A 20,082-nucleotide genomic window follows, 5' to 3' on the forward strand; every position below is an offset into this window, starting at 1 on the left:
CGCGCTACAGCGGTCCACGTGCGCGCCATTGGCGTCCCAGCGATTCGACGTGCGGCAACAGGAACTGAATCACACGAGGCAAGGTGTAGATAGGTAGCTGCGCGCAGGAAAAGAACAGCGCCATGGTCGGTGTCGTCGCCACGCCCAGTGCCGCCCAAAGCAAACCCACGTTGCGATTGCCGAGAAGCAGGGCGACGTTGAAGCGGGTGCGCACCGTGCCGGGACACGCAAGAAACGTAAGACACTGCACGCCGACGTTTGCGGCGAACGCCAGGGCCATTGCGAGGAGCACGGAGCGTGGGTCGTCGAGTAGTAGCTGTTGCATGCCTGCCATCGTGCCCAGTGCGAAAACGAGCAGTGCGACAAGCACGGCTGCATCGATGGAACCGGTGTAGTTGTCGAGCCGCTTGCCGGCCAGCTTGCGCACAACGATTGCAACGCCTTCCGCACTGGCAATCAGGGCCGCGAGGCGGATTGCAAGGCTGCTGGCGCTGATCGTGACCGGTAGGCCGTGGCTGAACCACTGCGCGAGCAGCGGAGCCGTCAGCGGGGCAAGCACCATGGCGGCTAGCGTAGCCACCAGCGCGACGGGGGCGTCGAACCCGAGCATGCGCGCGATCGCCGACGTGCCGCTTGAGGGCGGCGCGCTGAAGGCGAGCACCAGCGCAAAGCTCCACGTGGGGGGAAGTGCCAGCGCGACGCTCGCGTAGCCGACGAGGAGCGGAATCACGATCATTGCCGCCACCGGCAATGCGAGCAACACGGCCGGCCGGCGCGCGACTTTCACGACACTCGCGGGATCGACGCGCAGCAAGGTGCCGAGCACGAACAGGAACACGGTGACCGGCATCAACGGCCGCGCGGCATACGCGAGTGGCGGGACCGCGAGTCCGAGTGCGATGCCTCCAGCGAGTACGCTGGGGCCGCGGCGGCTTAATGCTGCGAGGAGCGTGCGCATTGGGTCGCTTCACGTAATGGGGTAGGGGTGACGTATGCGAGCATTTATGACAAGGATAAATGATATTATCTGATTGACTAACAAGGATGGGGAATATGAATATTCCACTGTTGCAAACGTTTCGTGCGGTGCTTCAGGAAGGCAGTGCGCTGCGCGCGGCGGAACGGCTAGGCTGCACACAATCGAACGTGACGGCGCGGATCCGGCAACTCGAGGAGTCGCTGGGTGTCGATGTGTTCGACCGGCACGGCAAGCGCCTCGTCCTCAATGAGGCTGGGCGCCGCCTGGTGCCGTTCAGCGACCAGATACTGAGACTCGTAGAAGAAGCGCAGCACGCGGTTTGCCAGACGCCTGTCGCGCGTACGTTAAGGCTCGGGTCGATGGAGAGCACGGCAGCGACACGCTTGCCCGGCGTGTTCGCGTTGCTCAAACGGGAGCATGCCGACCTCGCCGTGTCGGTGCAGGTCGGCGCTGAGCCGGCGCTGCTCGACGCGTTGGTCGAAGGGCGGCTCGACGCGGCCCTGACAGCCCGCACCAAACCGCGCGCGGGGCTCACTTATGAGCCCGTGTTCGCTGAGGAACTGGTTCTGGTGAGCGCGTATGACATCACGCGCAAGACGCTTTTCGCGGGCGGCAGGGTCAGGCTATTGTCGTTTCACGAAGGCTGCCCTTACCGCGCGATTGCGGAAAACTGGTTGCGTAGCCAGGGGCTGGAGATCGAGGAAACGACCTCGTTCGGCACCTTCGGTGCGATTCTGAGTTGCGCGGCGGCAGGGATGGGTCTCGCGGTATTGCCGAAGACACTTTGCGCCGAACATGTCCGCCGTAAAGAATTGCGTGCGCACGCTTTCGACGATCTGAAGCGCGTAACCACGTATCTCGTGACATCGGATGACAGCGGAATGCCTGAGGTCGACGTGCTGCGCACGGTGTTAAGGCGTCGGACGAGCGCGGCCAGGCCTGGCGTCGAAGCATCCATTGCCTGAACGCCGCGCGCCGGCTCGTTGTCCGTTGCTCAGCAAACACGCCGTAATGGCACGCTAGGCGGCGACCTTCGCCGGCACGTCGTCCGGTACCAGCCGTGTGCCGTTCGGCGCCACACCGAGATGCGCGAGCAGCACGCCCTTCGTGCGAATGAAGGCGGCGCTGTCGGTGTCGCGCGGACGTGGAAGGTCGATTGGCAGTTCCAGCGCGATCCTGCCTTCCTGCATGACAAGGATCCGGTCCGCCAGGAGCAACGCTTCACCCACGTCATGCGTGACGAGCAGGATCGCCTGACGATGCCGCTCCCATAGTTGCGCAACCAGGTTTTGCGCGTTCAGGCGCGTCAGTGCATCCAGCGCGGCGAAGGGTTCATCGAGTAGCAGCAGATCGGGATTGCGTGCGAGTACACGTGCCAGCGCCGCACGCTGCGCCTCACCGCCTGAAAGGTCCTTGGGCCACGCATCGGCGCGATGCGCCAGGCCGACTTCGCGGAGCGCCGCCTGCGCGCGGGCGCGGCTGCGATCGCCTGAGAGACCTAGCACAATGTTTTTCCACACGCGCCGCCACGGCAGCAAACGAGGCGCCTGAAAGGCGACGCCGCGCCGTGGCGAGACCCATACAGCGCCTTCGATCTCATGATCGAGCCCGGCCAGCACGCGCAGGAGCGTACTTTTCCCGCATCCGCTTGGGCCGAGCAGCGCAACGAATTCACCGCTGCGGATCTCGAGCGAGAGTCCGTCGATCACGCACCGGTCACCGAAGTGCTTGAACAAGCCGTGCACCTGCACCGCGAAGTTGTTGTCGACGGCTTCGCTCGAAGCCGTTCCGTCCCGATGAGTTCCGGAAGCAGTTGCCCTTAGCGGGCTTGAAACGCCGGTCGCCACGAAAGTAGTCCTTTTTCCAGTAAGCGCACGCTGAAGTCCGCCGCAAGGCCCAGCAGCGCATAGATGACGAGGCACACGACGATAATGTCGGTGCGGTAGATCTCGCGCGCGAAGGTGACGAGATAGCCCAAGCCACCCTGGCTGTTCACCTGTTCCGCGAAGACGAGCGCGAGCCACGCGGAGCCGAGCGCGTAGCGCAGCCCGACCAGTGCGGTAGGCAACGCGCCCGGCAGCACCACATGCATGATCAGTTCGCGGCGGCTAAAGCCGAGCGTTTGCGCCGCTTCCACCAGCCCCTGATCGACATTGCGAATGCCCGCGAACAGGTTGAAGTAGATCGGGAACACGACGGCCAGCGCCACCAGCGCGATCTTCGGTTCTTCGTCGATACCGAACCAGATCAGCAGGAGCGGTACGAGACCCGCCCACGGCATGGTCCGCACCATTTGCACCGGTGCGTCGATCAGGTCTTCGCCGATGCGCAGCAAGCCTGCCGGAATCGCGAGCAGCAGTCCCGCGCTAAAACCGATCACGAAGCCGATTGCCACGCGTCTTAGTGAGAGCAGCAACGCCTGGGCGAGTTCGCCTTTCATCAGCAGTTCGGTGAACGCGTGCCAGATGTCCCATGGCGCGGGCAGCAACTGAAAGGCGATCCAGCCGCGCGAGGTGGCAACGATCCACAGCGTAATGAGCAGCACGAGGCCGGCGAGCTTGCGGATCGGACGCGGCAGGGCGAGGCGCCGGCGTCGCGCGGTCGGAACAATGCGCTGCAGGCCGGCGGGTGCGTTTCCGGTTTCGCTCCAGGTCTTGGCGGACACCGCGTTGCCGGTCATGTTCGCGTCCGCCCGGCGAGCTTTGCATTCTCGTCGTTGACGATTTCGCCGAAGCCGGGCGCGATATGGTCGGCGATGCGATAGTCCTCGCGGATCTGGCCGGTCTTGTAGAAGTAAGCAATTTCTCTTTGCCAGCTTTCGATGTTCTGTGGCGAATTGGCCGGCTCATAGCGTGCGTAGGTCCGGCTCACCTGCAGCTGCGCCGCCGCTAGCGGGATGTGCGCGAGCTCGGAGATATCGGTCGCCCATTTGTCGGGGTTCTGTAGCACGCGGTGCTTGGCGCGAATGATTCTTCGTGTCATGTCTTCCAGCGCGAGCCGGCGAAGCGGATCTTCTACGGCTGAGGTCGGCGCGTAGACAATGCCCGGCACTTCCACGACGTTTTTCAGCGCGACGAGAATGCGTGCGTCGTGCTGCGTTTGCGCAATGGCGGTATTCGGGTCCCACACAACAAACGCGTCCACCTGATTGTTGACGAGCGCGGACAGGCCGTCAGTGGTGTTCAGCGACAGCACGTTGTTGCGATCGAATGGGATACCGGCCTGCTCCAGTGCGCGGGCAAGCTGATAGTGCTGTTTCGAGTAGTACGGCAGTGCAATCTTGCGATTGCGCAGGTCGGCGATCGTGCGGATCGGCGAGTTGTTCTTCACGAGAATCGCGCTGCCGCCCTGGCGCGTTTCCTGCCACGCCGCGAGAATACTGATGCGCGAGCCGTTGCCGAGGGCAAACAGCACGCCGGTCTCGCCGCCCTGGGCGATATCGACGCGAGCCGTGCGCAGCGCTTCCAGGAGAACGATTGTCGAATCGAAGTCGGCCCACTTGATCGTGTAGGGTGTCTGGCGATCCTCGCCGGATGCGACCAGTTCGCGATGCAGGCCGACCTTGCTGGTCGAGCCGACGGTCAGCGTAATGCCGGAGAGGTCCGCACCCGCCGCGATTGCGCGTTGCAAGGGCGTCAGCGCAAGCGCGCTGGCGCTGAGTCCGCCGAGCACGAACGCTCGGCGCAAGGTGTTCTTGACGGTCATTGTTTTACTCGTTGCTACATGAAAACGCGTCCATGCGCGACGCGGGTTGGCGGTTCATCACTGAACAACGGCTTCGGCATCCGAGAAGAACTGCTCTTCGATGTCGCGAATCTGTCTGCAGTCGTCGAGCAACGCGTCGAATGTCTTGCTATAAAGCCCGACCGTACCGAGCGCGGTGCGCAGATCGGTCGTCACGCTAAGCGGGTCGCCGGTTTTCGCCCATTGCTTGAGGCCGACAAAAGAAGGCAATGCCTGGATCGCATCCCACGAAAAGTCCTTGCGGAGTCGCCCGGTTCGGGAGGACAGCAGAAGGACATGGCCGCAAAAGCCGTTGAAAACCGGTTGCCGGTTGAGTTTGTCGAAGAATCGCTCGGGCGTGAGTACGGTTTCGACGGCCGCCGACACGTGACTCTCGCCGCTGACCGCCGTGGTCAGACGCGGGTCGAGGCTGCCGTGCAGTCTTGCGTTCAATTCGACAATGGTCGGACCTTCGGCCGTGTCGATGATCTCGAGGTGTGTCGGGCCGTAGTGCACGTCGAGCGCGTCCAGCACCTTCTGTGCATAGTCGAGCACGGCACGATAGCGAGGCTCCGTATGGTCGACGACCACCATCTTGTCCAGACGCGGTGCGTGGCTGCGCTCCCGATGTACCTCCCAAAGGCTGACCACGCGGTGGTGCCCGTCGAACGATACGGAGTCCACGATGTACTCCTGACCTTCGGAGTACGTCTGCACGATGACTTCCTCGTTGGGTTGGCCGTAGATTGACTGGGTGGCGAGGACGTCGCGGGCTGCGGCTTCTACCTGACCGAGACTGCGGCAGACCTTGACGCCGGTCACGCCGGCGCTGCGCGAGGGTTTGACGACCACCGGCAGCGTGCCGAGCGCGCGTGCCCAGGCGACGATTTCGTCGGCCGACTGCGAACTGAAGTGGCCCGGCGCCTTCAGCCCCGCGCGCAGCACGCGTTCATTCATCAACACCTTGTCGCGGCGCGCCGCGGATGATTCCAGCGGATTGCGATTGGCTACGCCGAGGCGCTCGGCCAGCGTGTCGGCGAGTTCGAGCGCCGCATCGAGGCCATGCAACACCGCACCGATATTCAGATCGCGTAGTTGTGCAAGCGTGCGTTCGATATCGCCGTCGTGTGTCACTTCGCGCACGTAGTCGGATGAGACGAACTGGCTCCTGTACAGCGCGGGCAGATCGGGGCTGCTGATCACATGAGCGCAGCGTATGCCGTACGACCGGAAGGCCGGTGCGAGATAGGCGGCCGTCGATGCGCCGTCGACGATCAGCACGGTGTCGATGAAGTTGTGCGTCATGAATGCCTCGAGGGGGGATGGTTGGTCGTGTAGAGAAACGCGCGGCGTTCACGCGCGGGAATGACCTGAGGACCGTAGCTGATGGTTAGCCAGTCGCTGTGAACACGGCCGCCTTGTGTGAAGTTCCACAACGGCGGGTCGTCATCCAGGAAGAACTCGACGCACGCGTAGCGATGTGGCCGGAACGTATCCGGAACCTGCACCGGCTTGCCGTCAAGCTTGTCGAGCAGCGCGCCGACGATGTCAAAACCATAGGCGTCCCTGACAATCGTGCAGATGAAGCTGCCGGCGATACGGGCGTTCACCTCGACAAGGTGTGGTTTCCCGCCGCTCACAATGCAGTCGATATGCACGGGACCCCAAATAAGCCCGGAGGCCTGCACGGCACGCTTGCACGCGCTGATCAGCGTGGCCAGGACGCTGTCATCCAGATCGAGATCCGACGAATAACCACGCTCGATAAACTGGTTGCCTTTGGCTTTGCGTTTGAGCATCGCGCCAACATACTGGCCGTCGAAAAATTCGACGCAGTACTCCGGACCCGCGATGTATTGCTCGACCAGGATGGCTTGAGCGTCGCTTGTGCCCGAGCTTTGGGCCACCAGTGTTTGCTCCAGTTCGGCCAGATTGCTGCAAAGGGCAACGCCATAGCTCGACAGGCCTTCAACCGGTTTGATCACCAGCGGAAATTGCAGATCCGTGCCGGACAAGCGCACATGCTCTTTGAACGTGCCCACGCGCCAGCGTTGTGCCGGAGGGGTGTCGACGCCCGCGTCGCTGAAGAGTTGCTTCTGGTTCGATTTTTCAATGTAACGTGAGACCAGGGCTTCGTCGGGGCCGGCCAGATCGAGTGTTGTCGCAAGATGCGCGGCCAGCCTCGCATACCGTTCGTTGGTCGTCGTGATTCGAAGCCCATCGAGCGTGCAGTGTGTTTCGATCCAGGCCAGTACGGTTGGGGCGTCCGGCTCGAGAGGCACGATCCTGACTTCGGATGGAAAAATATCCCGCGCTACATCGTCCGGAGCGGTGATGATCGTCACCGTCAGTCCCCGTTTGAGCGCCGCGTCGACGAGCGCGAGACTCGTGCCCGTTCTTAGCGTGCCCACGATCAGCAGCGCTTCGACACCCGTCACGGCCTGGGCGGTAGGACTAACGGCGGGACTAACGGGCGCCCCGGATTCGGATAACGTGAGTGTGCTCATTTCTGGAAAAGGATCAAAGATAGGCACAGCACCAGAACGGCGGTCGAGACCAGGAAAGCATGGGCGACGCCCGCCGGAATCGTATGAACGGCGCCGCTCACTAGCGCCCCAAGCAGCGCGACACCGATTGCCGCGCCGATCTGCCTGCCGGTATTGAAGATGGCCGACGCAGTTCCTGAAGAACTGGCTTCGACCTCGCCGAGCAGCGAAGCGGTCAACGCAGGGGTGGAAATACCACCGCCTATCGCCATCAGTGCGAGGCCAGGAATGAGCCATACGTAAGGTGCGTGATCGACCAGCCATCCCAGCCAGAAGTAGCCGAGAGCCGATAGGGCGAGACCTGCCGCAATCGTGGTCCGGAAACCAAAACGCACCGAGAGCCGCGCGCTGCCAATGTTGGCCAGCATGATGATCGTCAGCGGAAACAGCGCCATGCCGGCCTGCGTCGCGGAATATCCGCGGGCCCGCTGGAAGTGGATGCTGAGTGCAAAGATCAGGCCATAGAAGGCGAGATTCGAAAGCGTCCCGACCACGACATTGCGCGAAACACCGGGGATGCGAAAGAAAGCGAGCGGCAGCATGGGGGCGGCGCTGCGTCGCTCGATGGCCACGAAGATCGCACCGAACAGCGCCGCCAGCGCAACGCCGCTTTGCACCCACGGGTCGCTCCAGCCTCTGGCCCCGCCGCCGATGATCGACGCAGTCAGTACCCCGAGCGTCACGATAGCGACGACCTGCCCAGCAAGATCGAGCGGGCGACGCTCCGCGCGCGCCGATTCGCGTACGTAGCGACGCGTCAACCAGAGCGCCAGCAGGCAGATAGGTCCGTTGATCAGGAAGATCGTGCGCCAGCCGGAAATGTCGATAAGAAAGCCGCCGAGCGTAGGGCCGGCTGCGCTGATCAGGCCACCGGTCGCACTCCACCATGCCACCGCCTTGACACGGGAAGGGGCATGACCCGCGCACGCGTGGGTGATCAAGGACAGCGAAGTGGGCAGTATCAGCGCCGCGCCGACGCCCTGGGCGACGCGCGCGGCCACCAGGGCGAACAGCGTGGGCGCAAGCGCGCATCCGAGCGACGCGACAAGGAACAGGCCGAGGCCATAACTGAAAAGCCGCTTGCTGCCCAGCCGATCGGAGAGCGTGCCCGAAGTGAGCAACAGGGCGGCGAACGACAACGTATAGGCGTCCACCACCCATTGCAGTCCATGCACTGACGACCCGAAAGAGTTTCCCAGACTCGGAATGGCGACGTTCACTACGGTTACGTCGAGTTGAACGATTGCAAAACCGACGCTTGCAGCGGCGACAGTCGGAAAGATGCGCGGCGAAACCGCGGCCGGAGCGGCAGCGGAGCCCGGCGGCGGCAGTCGGCGCTCCAGATGTCGATCTGCTGTAGAGGTCATGCAGGCTCCGTCGTTCGGTGGTGAGGACAGAGCGTAGCGACGAAGTTAGACCAAGACAAATGATAAGACGTGATTTTAAAACAAGAAAAAATGGCAAAGCATCGTACATGAAACTGCGTGTAATCGATTTTCCTGCTGCAACGGAAACGCGCTAAAAGAAGAGGACCGATATATGCAATTATTTTGTTTAGATTTGACTTTTTATCGTTTTGATTTGTTTTGATCGGCTCCTAGGCTATGCGTGCACCGAGATTTTGTTGCCGTGCAATATGACAAGCATGAACGTCGCCTATGTCGATGACTATCTGAGAGAACACCATGGCCCATTTTGCAGACGAACGAATTGTCCTGACGCCGGCTGAAGCCGGTCATATCCGCAGCACCTTGTCGTTGCTGCCATACGATCCAACAGGCGGCGCCGAGTATGTCAGTGCGGTACGGCGCGCCGCGTACGCAGCGTTTCCCGACCGGGTGCTGGCGGCGATCGAACGAACCAAGTTGCCTGCGGCGACGGCGAACGGCTCGATCGAGATCGACAACCTGCCAATCGATACGGATGTACATGGCAGTCCGCAGTTCACTGAAACCGGCCACTCTTTCAAGGGCGGGGTGTTGAGCGAGAATGTGCTCGTGGCACTGGGTGCGCTGGCGGGTGAGCCGTACTCGATCGCGCATGAAGGACGTGAGTTGGTGAACAACCTCACACCGCATAAGGAGACGGCGCTCGAATATACCGGCCTGGGTTCAGAGGTCGAACTCGATTTCCATATCGAGAATGCGGCACAGGCGCATATGCCTGAGGGCGACACGTCGCCATTCGCGCTGTTGCTGCTCGGCATACGAAGTGAGCCCAGTGGTGGCCCGCATACCCGGCTCGCCGACGCCAGGCGCGCCCTTGCTTTGCTGTCGGACGAAGACATCGAGTATCTGTACGGGCGGCACTACATCATCCGTGTTCCGTATCGTTGGCGCGGTGCGACGCCCACGCCTCGCGATAACACCGATCTCAGCGCGGTGCTGTCCGGACCGGTGGAGTCGCCCCGGGTGACGGTGGCGTTCTATCCTGACATGGTGCTTGCCGCCAATGCGCGGGCCAAGCTGGCACTGGACAATCTGTATCAGGCGATCCGGCAGGTGTCGTTTGGCGTACAGGTGACGCCGGGGAAGCTGGTGCTGATCAACAACAGTTTCACCTTGCATTCGCGCGACCGCTTTACGCCGCAATACGACGACAACGGTCGCGCGCATCGCTGGGTGCAGCGGGTGTTCGTCGCGCGCAGCCTGTGGAATTTCCGATCGTTCACGCGTGTGCACGATCGGGTGTTCGATCCGAAGAACCTGTCGGTCGCGCCGGTATCGGCTGTGACGCCACGGCGTGAAGTAGTGGCCGCAGCGGCCTGATGCGGGTTTGTGACGGACCGTGCCGCGCATCGGGTGTGCGGCACGGGAGCGTATGGCAAAGCGCGGGCGTGTTTCGAATCGGGAGCGACAAGCGACAAGCGACAATCGTCAGGCGGCGGCATTTCCAGGCTTGCGCGTAAGATCCTGATTGCCCGCACTATCATAGGACCTGCCATATGCGTTTGAATCCGATCGTCAGCGAAATCGACTTCGACGCGCCGGGGCGGCATACCGGCTATCTGCGTCTTCCGCACTCAGTGCATCGTTCCGCCTACGGCTGGCTGCCTATCCCGGCTGTGTCGATACGAAATGGAAGCGGGCCTGTCGTGCTCGTCATGGCAGGTAATCACGGTGACGAGTTCGAGGGGCAGATTCTCGCCTCGCAACTCACGCGCGAGATCGGCCTGGCCGATGTAACAGGGCAAATCATCGTGCTGCCGGCCGCCAATGCGCCCGCGGTGGAACAGGGGCTGCGGACCTCTCCGATCGACGACGGCAACCTCAACCGCGCGTTTCCCGGCGACCCGCGCGGTACGCCCACGCAGATCATTGCGCACTATATCGAGCACGAACTGCTCGCGCGTGCCGACTACCTGGTCGATCTACATTCCGGCGGGAGCTCACTGCTCTATCAAGGCAACAACATGCTCGCGATCGAGCCGCGCGACGAAGCCGAGAAAACGCGGCTGGTGGATTTACTGAATGCATTCGGCTTGCCGAACGCATTCATTCATCGCGAGACGCCTGTGCACGCGGCGGCAGCGGCACGTCGTCAAGGCGCGGTATCCATCACGACTGAACTGGGTGGTGCGGGAACCGTCAACCCGGCGTTGATTCGCGAGGCGCGACAAGGGTTGCTGCATTTTCTCGCGCACGTTGGCGTGTTGCATGGGCCGCTCGTGCCGGAATCGCCACCTGCGAGCCCGCGTTTCAGACGGGTCGATGGCGCGCGCCACTATGTCTATGCCTACGACAGCGGCGTCTATGAGCCGCTTGTCGAACTGGGTGAGCACGTGACTCAGGGGCAACCCGCTGCGCGAATTCATTTCCCCGATGCGCCATGGCGCGAACCGGTGGTGCGCCATTTCGACAGCGATGGAGAAGTGGTCTGCAAGCGGGTGCCCGCGCTGGTTCGAAGAGGCGATTGTCTGTTTCATCTCGCCGAAGATGACGCGTCGTTCTCCGCGGCGCTTGTGCGGTGACGATGTTCTATTGACAGATGCGGCGCGCCAGTAGCGCAAAGAACTGCACGAACAGTCGAACGGATAACGAAAAAGCGTTCGCCACGGCCACGCCATATTCATATACCAATTGCTTGTTTAGTCGTCGGGCGACCGCGCGCTATCGTATGAACTCCTGAATACACGCTGGTCAGCCGGTTGATCATCATGAGCTTTAGTGTTGTCGATACCACGACGCTTGATCCACTCGCAGGGCCTTTGCTGAACGCTTTGCAGCGTGAGTACGCTACGCGCTATGCATCGTTTTACAAGGATAACGGCGAGTCGGCCGCGCAGGAAATGGCGCGCTACCCCGCACAGGCATTTGCGCCGCCGGAAGGCGCATTCATTTTGCTGCTGCGGGACGGCGAAGCGATTGGTGGCGGTGCGTTCAAGCGCTACGACGCTCGCACCGCCGAACTCAAGCGTGTCTGGACGCGCGACGATGTGCGCCGGCAGGGCCTCGCGCGCCGCGTCGTGGATGAGCTCGAACAGCGCGCGCTCGCTCAGGGCTACGGCCGCGTTTATCTGACAACAGGTTTCCGGCAGCCCGAAGCGTGGGCGTTGTACTCGAACGCCGGCTACGCCAGCCTGTTCGATACATCGTTGCCGCCCGAGGTGCATGTTCGTTTGCGCTACGGAAAGGACCTCCTCGATCCAGGCCGGATCGATACCCTCGACGATCTTCGCGCGAAAGAATCCGACCTCGCCACCCGTTAAACCCATCGCCAAACCCACCCGCAATTCCCAAAGAGATCATGACAATGAGACTGCGCGCGCATCTTGCATCGCTTGTATTGGCAAGCGTGACGGGCCTCGTGGCCGGCATCGCTCCAACCCTCGCAGCCGCCCCGGGCTTCGATCTGAGCCCGGCGCAACAGAGCAGGATTCGCGGCACGCAGGACCCGGCGGCCATCAAGGCCATACCGTCGAACTTCGCTTTCATCGGGAAGGATGTATTGACCGTGGGCATCGTCGTTGCTCATCCGCCGATCAGCACTTACGCAAGCGATGCGAAGACGGTAGTCGGATTCGACCCGGATCTCGCTCAACTGGTCGCGGACAGTCTGGGCAAACGTCTCGATCTCGTGATTCTTGCCTGGCCGGACTGGCCGCTGGCGCTTGCTTCGGGCAAGGTCGACGTGGTGATTTCCAACGTCACGGTGACGGAGCAGCGCAAGACGAAGTTCGACTTCTCGACTTACCGGCAGGATCAACTCGGCTTCTATGTGAGAAGCGACAGTCCGATCAGGCAAATCACGGAGCCGAAGGACGTCGCGGGTCTGCGGATCATTACCGACGCCGGGACCAATCAGGAAAAGATCCTGCTGGAGTGGGACCGGCAGAATGTCGCGCATGGACTCAAGCCGGTTTCGGTGCAGTACTACGACGACGATGCGGTGAAGTCCGTCGCGCTGCAGTCGGGCCGGGCGGACGCTATCTTCAGCGTCAACGCGATGCTTGCTTACGATGCCGCGAGGCGAGGCAAGACGCGCCAGGTCGGCACGTTGAGCGGCGGCTGGCCGCGCACGGCGGAGGTTGCAGTGACGTCGCGCAAGGGCAGCGGTCTTGCCGATGCGTTCACCATCGCGCTGAACGGCCTCATCCAGAACGGACAGTATCGTGCGGTGCTCGCGCGCTGGCATCTGGAATCCGAGGCGATCGGGAAGGCGGCGACCAATCCGCCGGGTTTGCCGAACTCGTGACGCGCGCCGGCGCATAGCCCGTTTCAATCATTTCTTCCGTATGGCGAACGACATCATGAGCAGGAAGCACATCCCATTCGGCATCATGCTGCAAGGCGCCGGCAACCACATGAATGCCTGGAAGCACCCCGCCGGCCCCGTGGATGCCAGCGTCAATCTGGATTTCATGATCAGGACGGTGCAAAAAGCCGAAGCCAACGGCATTGCGTTCGCATTCGTCGCGGATGGACTCTACATCAATGAGAAATCGATTCCGCACTTCCTGAACCGCTTCGAGCCTATTTCGATCCTGTCGGCGCTCGCGACCGTTACGTCGAAAATCGGTCTGGCGGGTACGGTTTCAACGTCGTATAGCGACCCGTTCACCGTGGCGCGTCAGTTCGCCTCGCTCGATCTGATCAGTGGCGGCCGCGCCGGCTGGAACGTCGTGACGACGCCGCTCGAGGGCACCGCGAAGAACTACGGGGGATCGCATCCGGACCATGCGTTGCGCTATGAAATCGCAGACGAGTATCTGAGCGTGACGCAGGGACTGTGGGACAGTTGGGATGATGATGCCTTCGTGCGCGACCGCGAGCATGGCGTGTTTTTCGATCGTGACAAGCTGCACACGCTGAATCATGAAGGCAAGTTCTTTCAGGTAGCAGGGCCGCTCAACATCCAGCGTTCGCCACAAGGGCAACCGGTGATATTTCAGGCCGGCTCGTCGGATACGGGCATAGCATTGGCCGGCAAATACGCCGATGCGGTGTTCACCCATTCGGTATCGATCGAAGAAACACGGGTCTTCGCGCAGCGCGTCAGGGACAGCGCCGAAGCGCATGGCCGCAGCCGGGACGACGTGAAAATCTACCCCGGTATCGGGCCGATTGTCGGCACCACGCATGAAGAAGCCGAGGCCAAATACGGGGCGATTCGCGATCTGCTCAATATCGATGAAGCGCTTGCCTATCTGGGCCGCTTTTTCGATCACCACGACTTCACGCAATACCCGCTTGATGGCCCATTTCCCGACCTCGGCGAGATCGGCAGAAACAGCTTTCGCTCCACGACCGACCGCATCAAGGCCCATGCGCGCAGCAAAGGGCAAACCTTGCGCGAGGTGGCGCTTGAAGTCGCTACGCCGAAGACGCATTTCCTCGGAACGCCGGAACATGTGGTCGATGAGCTCATTCGCTGGATAGACGCAGGCGCCGCTGACGGCTTCATTCTCGGCTTCCCGGTGCAGGCCCAGGGTCTCGATGATTTTGTCCACTACGTGATCCCCGAGCTGCAGCGGCGCGGTCGGTACGAGACAACGTTCGCGGGCGTGACGCTGCGCGACCATCTGGGGTTACCGCGCAAGGAAAGCCGCCATACGCTCACCGAGCCGGCATAACCAGACACGAAGCAGACACGAAACGGACGCGGTGCGAACGATGAACGAAACCGTTGAAGTCGCCGTACAGGCGCCGGGTGCCGGGCAAGGAGAATTGCGACGGGATCGAGCGCGATACCGCGTCGTGCCTGCGAAGCACCGTGCGCGTGCGGCCGGCGCTGTCGCAGCGGCGATCCTGATCGCGCTCGTGCTCGACTCCGTGCTGGCCAATCCGCGCTGGGGCTGGGGCGTTTTCGCCGAATGGTTTCTGTCTGAACCGGTGCTGTCGGGGCTGGGACGGACACTGCTGCTGACGGGGCTGGGTGCTTCGATCGGTTTCGCGCTCGGCATGCTTATCGCGCTGGCCAGAGTCTCGCGTTCCCCGCTTCTGGCCGGCAGCGCATGGGTCTTCGTGTGGTTGTTCCGTTCGATTCCGCTCATCGTGCTGCTGCTGATCCTGAACAATCTCGGTTACCTGTACGAAACCATCCGCATCGGCATTCCTTTTACCGGCATCACGTTTGGCAACTGGCCAACCATCGAGGTCATCAGTCCTTTCTGCGCGGCCGTTCTCGGTCTGACGCTCAATCACGCCGCGTTTTCGGCGGAAGTGATTCGAGGTGGCATACTTTCCGTCGATCACGGACAGCTCGAAGCGGCCGCCGCGCTGGGACTGCCGCGGCTTCGCCAGGCGCGGCGCATCGTGCTGCCGCAGGCAATGCGGGCCATTGTGCCGACCGCGTTCAACGATCTCATCGCACTGGCGAAGGGTTCCGCAATGGTCTATGTACTGGCCATGCCCGAACTGTTCTATACGGTGCAGATCATCTATCGGCGCAATCTGGAGGTCATCCCGCTGCTGATGGTGGCGACCGTGTGGTACCTGATCATTCTGACTGTGCTTTCGGCGATTCAGGTCTACGTCGAACGTCATTTCTCACGTGGGGTAACGCGCAGCACGACGCCCTCCATAGCCGACGATTTCGTCAACGCGCTCCCGGGGTTCGTGCGGCGTTGGCGTTCGCTCCGGGATGAAACCGGAGCGTCCGGCGATCCTCGGCTTGCGATCGCGTCGGCCGCGCCGACCGCGTCGACGGTCGCAAGCGATGCGAGTTTGTGGGTCGATCAGCGCAATGGCGGTGAGGTCGTCATTCAGAAAGTGTCGAAGAGTTTCGGCGCACTGAAAGTGCTCGATAACATCTCGCTCACCATGCGCCCCGGCAGTGTGACGGTGATCATCGGCCAGTCCGGTTCCGGCAAGTCCACGCTGCTGCGCACGATCAATCACCTCGAACGGGTCGACGACGGTTTTATCGATATCGACGGTGAGCTGATCGGCTACCGCCGCGTAGGCATGACGCTGTACGAACTGAAGGAGAGGGACGTGCTGCGGCGTCGCGTGGATGTCGGCATGGTCTTTCAGAACTTCAATCTCTTCCCGCATCTGACGGTGTTGCAAAACATTGTTGAGGCGCCGGTCGCGCTTGGCCGGTTGCCGCGCAAGGAAGCGGAGCAACTCGCCCGTGGTTTGCTGGCGCGCGTCGGGCTGGCGAATAAGGCGGATGCGTGGCCGCGGCAGTTGTCGGGCGGCCAGCAGCAGCGAGTCGCCATTGCCCGCGCATTGGCGTTGAAGCCGAAGGTGCTGCTGTTCGACGAACCGACATCCGCACTCGACCCCGAACTGGTGAACGAAGTGCTCGACGTCATCAAGGAGCTTGCACGCTCCGGCACCACGATGGTGATCGTCACGCACGAGATCGGCTTCGCACGAGAAGTGGCCGACACGATCGTATTTATGGATCGCGGCCGGGTGATCGAATCCGGTCCGCCGGCGAATGTGCTGAATGCGCCCCAGCATTCCCGCACGCGCGAATTTTTGTCGCGCGTGCTTTGATGACTCCATTTTCGCAAGGTGCCATGGAGTGCGAATGCGCTCGATAGCGGAGTGCGACGTTGGCCTTTATGGCGACCCTTCCGGCCCCGCCGGCAAGTCCGCCGCCAGGAACGCCGGGGTGCGGGCTCGATGGAAGTCGCAGGTGGTTTCGACCAGTGCGGCTATCTTCAACATCGGGTCGCCTCGTTCGCGCCGGTAGATCGCGTGATACTCAGATTCAGGCAAGTCACCCTCGATTTCGAGGACCACGAGCGCACCCTTCGAAATCTCTTCCCGGAAAAACTCCGTTGGCAGCACGCTGACGCCGAGTCCCGCGATCGTCAATTGTCCAAGCACCGGAAGGCTGTTCGTGCGGGTGGCGAAGCGGGTTGAGACACCGTGTTCCGCCAGCCACGCCTCATAAAGATGCGAAGTCACGGACGACTTGGTTTGCAGCAGCAGCGGGTGATTGGCTAATTCGGCCGCATCGATGCGACGCTTGCGCCCAAATCGCGAAGGACTCGCGACCCACGCGGTTTTCAGCTTACCGACGACGACGCTGCAATAGCTGGCCGGCCAGCGATCGCCGTCGGGAATCACCACGATATCCAGTGCGTTGTCGTCGAACTGTTCGAGCAGCGTGCGGCTTGAATTCACTTCTGGGTCGATAGTCAGGCGTGGATAAAGTTCGCGCACGCGTTCGATGAAGCGTTGCAGCCACGTCAGCGCTGAAATCTCGGTCACGCCAATGCGCAGGCGTCCCGCGAACGGATCCGGATCCAGCACTTCTTCGCGGATGCGCGCGAGCAGATCAATCACCTGCTCGGCAAGCGGCAGCAGGGCGCGACCCTTCGCGGTCAGCGCAGGGCGCTTCTGAGTGCGCTCGAACAGATCAACGGATAACGCCGTTTCCAGCTCCGTAATGCGCTTCGAGACGGCCGATTGCGTGGTGTGCAGGCTTTCCGAGGCGGCGCTGAAGCTACCCAACTGCGCGGCAGACAAAAACGCTTCCAGCTGTTTGACGGTGGGATACATAGCGGTTGTCTACCAGGAAAAAAATTCTTGATGCGCTAAGAAAATTTATCGCTTTTTAGCATTTTTGTCGAGGCCTAGACTGCTTCTCCATCGACGGATCAGTGCCAGGAGACAGATATGACGGAGACAGGGTTGCGCATCGAGCCACGTGTGGAAGGATTGAGTGCGCGTCAAAGGGAAGCCTTCAGTGGCCTGCCGGTTGCCGCGCTGAGCGATTGCATGGGACGCGGCACGGGCACGATGCATCTTGCCCCACGGCATGGCGACGCGCCGCTCGTCGGCAACGCGGTGACGGTCAAGCCGCGACCGGGCGATAACCTGATGATCCACAAGGCGTTCGAATTGCTGCAGGCCGGGGACGTACTGGTGGTGGATGGCGGCGGTGCTGCGTCCGGCAATGCGCTGGTCGGTGAGCTGATGATGCAGATGGCGCAGCGCAAAGGCGTGGCTGGCTTCGTGATCGACGGGGCGGTACGTGATGTCGCGGGGTTCCGGCAAGCGGGTTTTCCCTGCTACTCGCGTGGCGTCACGCATCGCGGGCCGTACAAAGACGGCCTCGGAGAAATCAACACAGTCGTCACGATCGACGGCATGGTGGTGTTCCCCGGCGATCTGATCGTCGCGGATATCGACGGCGTGCTGGCGATTCGTCCCGAGAATGCGGCCGACGTGCTTGAGCGTGCAATTCGCCATGTCGAGAAGGAAAGGGCGTTCAGCGCGGCGCTCGCGAGCGATTCCGTCGATCGCGCATGGGTTGACGCCCGTATCGCCAGCCTGCGAGGGGTACACGGATGAGCACCGTAATTACGCCGGTATCCGAACGAATTTCGCGCATCCAGCCATCGGCCAGCGGCTCCGCGCGCGAGCGCGTCATGCAGATGAGGCGGGAGGGGCACACGATCCTCGATTTGACGATCGGCGAGCCGGATCTCGATACGCCCGATCACGTCAAGGCCGCGGCCATCGCCGCGATCGCTCGCGGCGAGACGAAATATACGGGTGCGGCGGGAACGCCCGAGTTGCTCGAAGCCGTCGTCGGCAAGTACCGGCGCGAAAATGGCATGACGATCGATAAGGCCCAGGTCTTTATCGGCAGCGGTGCCAAGCAGGTCCTGCACAACGCGTTCGCGGCAACGCTCAATGCTGGCGACGAAGTAATCGTGCCGGCGCCGTACTGGGTGTCGTATCCTGACATGGTCGCGCTGAACGACGGCGTACCCGTCATCGTGCGTACCTCGCGGGAGCAGGACTACAAACTGACCGCCGACGCGCTCGATCGTGCAATCACGCGGCGGACCCGCTGGATCGTGCTGAACTCGCCGAATAATCCAACTGGCGCCTCATACAGCGAAGCCGAACTGCGCGAACTCGCCGAAGTAATCCTCTCGCACGAGCACGTGTGGCTGCTTACCGACGACATATACGAGCATTTTCATTACGGCAAAGGCAAAGCACTCACGCCGCTCGAAGTGGTGCCCGAACTGGCGGAACGTTCGCTCTCGGTCAACGGCGTGTCGAAGACCTATGCGATGACAGGCTGGCGCGTCGGCTACGGCGTAGGGCCCAAGGCGCTGATTCGCCAACTGGTCACGTTGCAGTCGCAAACCGTCAGTTGTGTGTCGTCGATCAGCCAGGCCGCGGCGAGCGCCGCGCTGAACGGGCCGCAGGATTTCGTCGCACATTGCGTGGCGACGTTCCGCGAGCGGCGGGATGCCGCGATGCGGATTCTGGAGACGGTCGAGTTGCTCGATTGCGTGCGGCCCTCGGGTGCGTTCTATATCTTTCCCAACTGCGCCCGCGTGATTGGTAAGACAACGCCGGACGGAACGCGCATCAGCTCGGATGTCGACTTTGCGGCGTATCTGCTCGAACATGCGAACGTTGCCGTGCTCGACGGGGCGGCCTACGGTGTCTCGCCATCGATCCGCCTTTCGTTCGCCACCTCGCTCGATATCGTGGTGGAAGCCTGCCACCGCATAAAGAGCGCCTGCGCAGCGCTCGCATAACCCCATATAACGACATCACACTGGAGACTTTGACGACATGAAACGGCTTTTTACGCTACTCATCGGCAGTCTGATCCTCGCACACGGGGCCGCTGCGAATGCCGACGCGCTTGCCGATATCAGGCAGCATGGCACGCTCGTCTGCGGGACGCTGGGCACCGCGCCGCCGTTCTCTTTCCAGGATCCGAAGAGCCGCGAAATCGTCGGCTACGACGTCGATTTCTGCAAGGCCATTGCGGACGCCTTGAAGGTCAAACTGCAGATCAAACTGATTGCCGTCGACGCGCGTATTCCCGAACTGCTGCAAGGGCGCGTCGACGTGGTCGCGGGCAACCTGGGCTATTCGAAGCAACGCGCGCAGCAGATCGATTTCAGCGACGCCTATTTCTCCGGACCGACGAAGATACTGACCCGTAAGGACGCCAATCTTGTCTCGCTCAAGCAGATGGAGACAAAACGCATTGCGTTGATCAAGGGCTCGTCGGCAGAGCCATTCGTGCGCAAGCTGCTACCGGCGGCGAGCATCATCAGCTACCCGGATCCGTCGAGCGGCTTTCTCGCCGTAGCGCAACGCAAGGCCGACGGGCTGGCAGCCTCCGAGCTGGCGCTGATCAAGATGCAACGGCAGGCGGATGCCTCGACGCCGCTCGTGATCATCGATCAGCCCGTGTTCTCGGAGCAGTGGGGTATCGGTGTGCGCAAGAACGAACCGGCATTGCGTGCCGCCGTCGATCATGCATTGGAAGCGCTGGAGCAGTCCGGTCAGGCCGCGGCGATCTTCGACAAATGGCTCGGTGCCGGCGGTGAGTACAAGATGCACCGTGACTTCAAGATTGCACCGATTCAGGACTAGACGCAGGCACTTGCGA

At 61.9% G+C, this 20,082-nt stretch carries 18 protein-coding genes; 10 read left to right on the forward strand and 8 right to left on the reverse strand.

Annotated elements, in window-relative coordinates; all coding sequences use genetic code 11:
• Positions 1–4: 4 nt before the first annotated feature.
• Positions 5–958, reverse strand: a complete 954-nt coding sequence (locus PQR67_RS17925; protein ID WP_408461843.1) for a hypothetical protein — start codon at positions 956–958, stop codon at positions 5–7.
• Positions 959–1,053: 95 nt separating this feature from the next.
• Between PQR67_RS17925 and PQR67_RS17930 the strand changes: the two genes are divergently transcribed.
• The gene (locus PQR67_RS17930; RefSeq protein WP_408461846.1) at positions 1,054–1,944 is read left to right on the forward strand and encodes a LysR family transcriptional regulator; all 891 of its coding nucleotides are present in this window, start codon (positions 1,054–1,056) and stop codon (positions 1,942–1,944) included.
• Between the two features lie 54 nt (positions 1,945–1,998).
• Here PQR67_RS17930 and PQR67_RS17935 read toward each other — a convergent pair whose 3' ends face one another.
• The 6 genes from PQR67_RS17935 to PQR67_RS17960 are packed head-to-tail and all read right to left on the reverse strand — an operon-like array spanning position 1,999 to position 8,615.
• Entirely contained in the window at positions 1,999–2,826 is an 828-nt protein-coding gene (locus PQR67_RS17935) for an ABC transporter ATP-binding protein (RefSeq protein WP_408461849.1), read from the reverse strand.
• Positions 2,799–3,659 (reverse strand): ABC transporter permease subunit, encoded by an 861-nt coding sequence (locus PQR67_RS17940; RefSeq protein WP_408461851.1) that lies wholly within the window; start codon positions 3,657–3,659, stop codon positions 2,799–2,801. Before PQR67_RS17940 ends, PQR67_RS17935 begins: the two co-directional genes overlap by 28 nt.
• A complete protein-coding gene (locus tag PQR67_RS17945) occupies positions 3,656–4,684 on the reverse strand; it encodes an ABC transporter substrate-binding protein (protein ID WP_408461854.1) in 1,029 nt (342 codons plus the stop codon). Before PQR67_RS17945 ends, PQR67_RS17940 begins: the two co-directional genes overlap by 4 nt.
• 57 nt (positions 4,685–4,741) lie before the next feature.
• Entirely contained in the window at positions 4,742–6,007 is a 1,266-nt protein-coding gene (locus PQR67_RS17950) for an ATP-grasp domain-containing protein (RefSeq protein WP_408461857.1), read from the reverse strand.
• Positions 6,004–7,209 carry an ATP-grasp domain-containing protein gene (locus PQR67_RS17955; protein ID WP_408461860.1) on the reverse strand — a complete coding sequence of 402 codons (1,206 nt, stop codon included), beginning with the start codon at positions 7,207–7,209 and terminating at the stop codon, positions 6,004–6,006. Before PQR67_RS17955 ends, PQR67_RS17950 begins: the two co-directional genes overlap by 4 nt.
• Complete coding sequence (locus PQR67_RS17960) at positions 7,206–8,615, reverse strand: MFS transporter (RefSeq protein WP_408461862.1); 1,410 nt, start codon at positions 8,613–8,615, stop codon at positions 7,206–7,208. Before PQR67_RS17960 ends, PQR67_RS17955 begins: the two co-directional genes overlap by 4 nt.
• Before the next feature lie 318 nt (positions 8,616–8,933).
• Here PQR67_RS17960 and PQR67_RS17965 point away from each other — a divergent pair, with 318 nt between their 5' ends.
• The 6 genes from PQR67_RS17965 (at position 8,934) to PQR67_RS17990 (ending at position 16,193) form a co-directional block, all read left to right on the forward strand.
• A complete protein-coding gene (locus PQR67_RS17965) occupies positions 8,934–10,016 on the forward strand; it encodes a TauD/TfdA family dioxygenase (protein ID WP_408461865.1) in 1,083 nt (360 codons plus the stop codon).
• 176 nt (positions 10,017–10,192) lie between these two features.
• Entirely contained in the window at positions 10,193–11,218 is a 1,026-nt protein-coding gene (locus PQR67_RS17970) for a succinylglutamate desuccinylase/aspartoacylase family protein (RefSeq protein ID WP_408461868.1), read from the forward strand.
• Between the two features lie 186 nt (positions 11,219–11,404).
• Positions 11,405–11,956 (forward strand): GNAT family N-acetyltransferase, encoded by a 552-nt coding sequence (locus tag PQR67_RS17975; protein ID WP_408461870.1) that lies wholly within the window; start codon positions 11,405–11,407, stop codon positions 11,954–11,956.
• Between the two features lie 44 nt (positions 11,957–12,000).
• Positions 12,001–12,942 carry an ABC transporter substrate-binding protein gene (locus PQR67_RS17980; protein ID WP_408462160.1) on the forward strand — a complete coding sequence of 314 codons (942 nt, stop codon included), beginning with the start codon at positions 12,001–12,003 and terminating at the stop codon, positions 12,940–12,942.
• 55 nt (positions 12,943–12,997) lie between these two features.
• A complete protein-coding gene (locus PQR67_RS17985; protein ID WP_408461873.1) occupies positions 12,998–14,320 on the forward strand; it encodes an LLM class flavin-dependent oxidoreductase in 1,323 nt (440 codons plus the stop codon).
• Between the two features lie 40 nt (positions 14,321–14,360).
• A complete protein-coding gene (locus tag PQR67_RS17990; protein WP_408461876.1) occupies positions 14,361–16,193 on the forward strand; it encodes an amino acid ABC transporter permease/ATP-binding protein in 1,833 nt (610 codons plus the stop codon).
• Between the two features lie 66 nt (positions 16,194–16,259).
• On the opposite strand, the gene PQR67_RS17995 is transcribed toward PQR67_RS17990, so the two are convergent.
• A complete protein-coding gene (locus PQR67_RS17995; RefSeq protein ID WP_408461878.1) occupies positions 16,260–17,207 on the reverse strand; it encodes a LysR family transcriptional regulator in 948 nt (315 codons plus the stop codon).
• Between the two features lie 117 nt (positions 17,208–17,324).
• Here PQR67_RS17995 and PQR67_RS18000 point away from each other — a divergent pair, with 117 nt between their 5' ends.
• From PQR67_RS18000 to PQR67_RS18010, 3 genes are read left to right on the forward strand one after another with little or no spacing between them, the layout of a single operon-like run.
• Positions 17,325–18,002 carry an RraA family protein gene (locus PQR67_RS18000; RefSeq protein WP_408461881.1) on the forward strand — a complete coding sequence of 226 codons (678 nt, stop codon included), beginning with the start codon at positions 17,325–17,327 and terminating at the stop codon, positions 18,000–18,002.
• A gap of 8 nt (positions 18,003–18,010) precedes the next feature.
• The gene (locus PQR67_RS18005; RefSeq protein ID WP_408462163.1) at positions 18,011–19,213 is read left to right on the forward strand and encodes an aminotransferase class I/II-fold pyridoxal phosphate-dependent enzyme; all 1,203 of its coding nucleotides are present in this window, start codon (positions 18,011–18,013) and stop codon (positions 19,211–19,213) included.
• A 37-nt stretch (positions 19,214–19,250) separates the two neighbouring features.
• Positions 19,251–20,066: an ABC transporter substrate-binding protein gene (locus PQR67_RS18010; protein WP_408461884.1), complete on the forward strand. Its 816-nt coding sequence runs from the start codon at positions 19,251–19,253 to the stop codon at positions 20,064–20,066.
• Positions 20,067–20,082 lie beyond the last annotated feature (16 nt).

The organism is Paraburkholderia fungorum, assembly GCF_046026025.1.
Classification (GTDB): Bacteria; Pseudomonadota; Gammaproteobacteria; order Burkholderiales; family Burkholderiaceae; genus Paraburkholderia; species Paraburkholderia fungorum_E.

Excerpts from the sequence above, each read along its gene's own strand:
- PQR67_RS17965 (WP_408461865.1), top strand. The coding sequence starts at position 8,934 with ATGGCCCATTTTGCAGACGAACGAATTGTCCTGACGCCGGCTGAAGCC.
- PQR67_RS17930 (WP_408461846.1), top strand. The coding sequence starts at position 1,054 with ATGAATATTCCACTGTTGCAAACGTTTCGTGCGGTGCTTCAGGAAGGC.
- PQR67_RS17925 (WP_408461843.1), bottom strand. The coding sequence starts at position 958 with ATGCGCACGCTCCTCGCAGCATTAAGCCGCCGCGGCCCCAGCGTACTC.
- PQR67_RS17955 (WP_408461860.1), bottom strand. The coding sequence starts at position 7,209 with ATGAGCACACTCACGTTATCCGAATCCGGGGCGCCCGTTAGTCCCGCC.
- PQR67_RS17940 (WP_408461851.1), bottom strand. The coding sequence starts at position 3,659 with ATGACCGGCAACGCGGTGTCCGCCAAGACCTGGAGCGAAACCGGAAAC.
- PQR67_RS17960 (WP_408461862.1), bottom strand. The coding sequence starts at position 8,615 with ATGACCTCTACAGCAGATCGACATCTGGAGCGCCGACTGCCGCCGCCG.
- PQR67_RS17945 (WP_408461854.1), bottom strand. The coding sequence starts at position 4,684 with ATGACCGTCAAGAACACCTTGCGCCGAGCGTTCGTGCTCGGCGGACTC.
- PQR67_RS17980 (WP_408462160.1), top strand. The coding sequence starts at position 12,001 with ATGAGACTGCGCGCGCATCTTGCATCGCTTGTATTGGCAAGCGTGACG.
- PQR67_RS17975 (WP_408461870.1), top strand. The coding sequence starts at position 11,405 with ATGAGCTTTAGTGTTGTCGATACCACGACGCTTGATCCACTCGCAGGG.
- PQR67_RS17985 (WP_408461873.1), top strand. The coding sequence starts at position 12,998 with ATGAGCAGGAAGCACATCCCATTCGGCATCATGCTGCAAGGCGCCGGC.
- PQR67_RS17990 (WP_408461876.1), top strand. The coding sequence starts at position 14,361 with ATGAACGAAACCGTTGAAGTCGCCGTACAGGCGCCGGGTGCCGGGCAA.
- PQR67_RS18000 (WP_408461881.1), top strand. The coding sequence starts at position 17,325 with ATGACGGAGACAGGGTTGCGCATCGAGCCACGTGTGGAAGGATTGAGT.
- PQR67_RS18010 (WP_408461884.1), top strand. The coding sequence starts at position 19,251 with ATGAAACGGCTTTTTACGCTACTCATCGGCAGTCTGATCCTCGCACAC.
- PQR67_RS17970 (WP_408461868.1), top strand. The coding sequence starts at position 10,193 with ATGCGTTTGAATCCGATCGTCAGCGAAATCGACTTCGACGCGCCGGGG.
- PQR67_RS17950 (WP_408461857.1), bottom strand. The coding sequence starts at position 6,007 with ATGACGCACAACTTCATCGACACCGTGCTGATCGTCGACGGCGCATCG.
- PQR67_RS17995 (WP_408461878.1), bottom strand. The coding sequence starts at position 17,207 with ATGTATCCCACCGTCAAACAGCTGGAAGCGTTTTTGTCTGCCGCGCAG.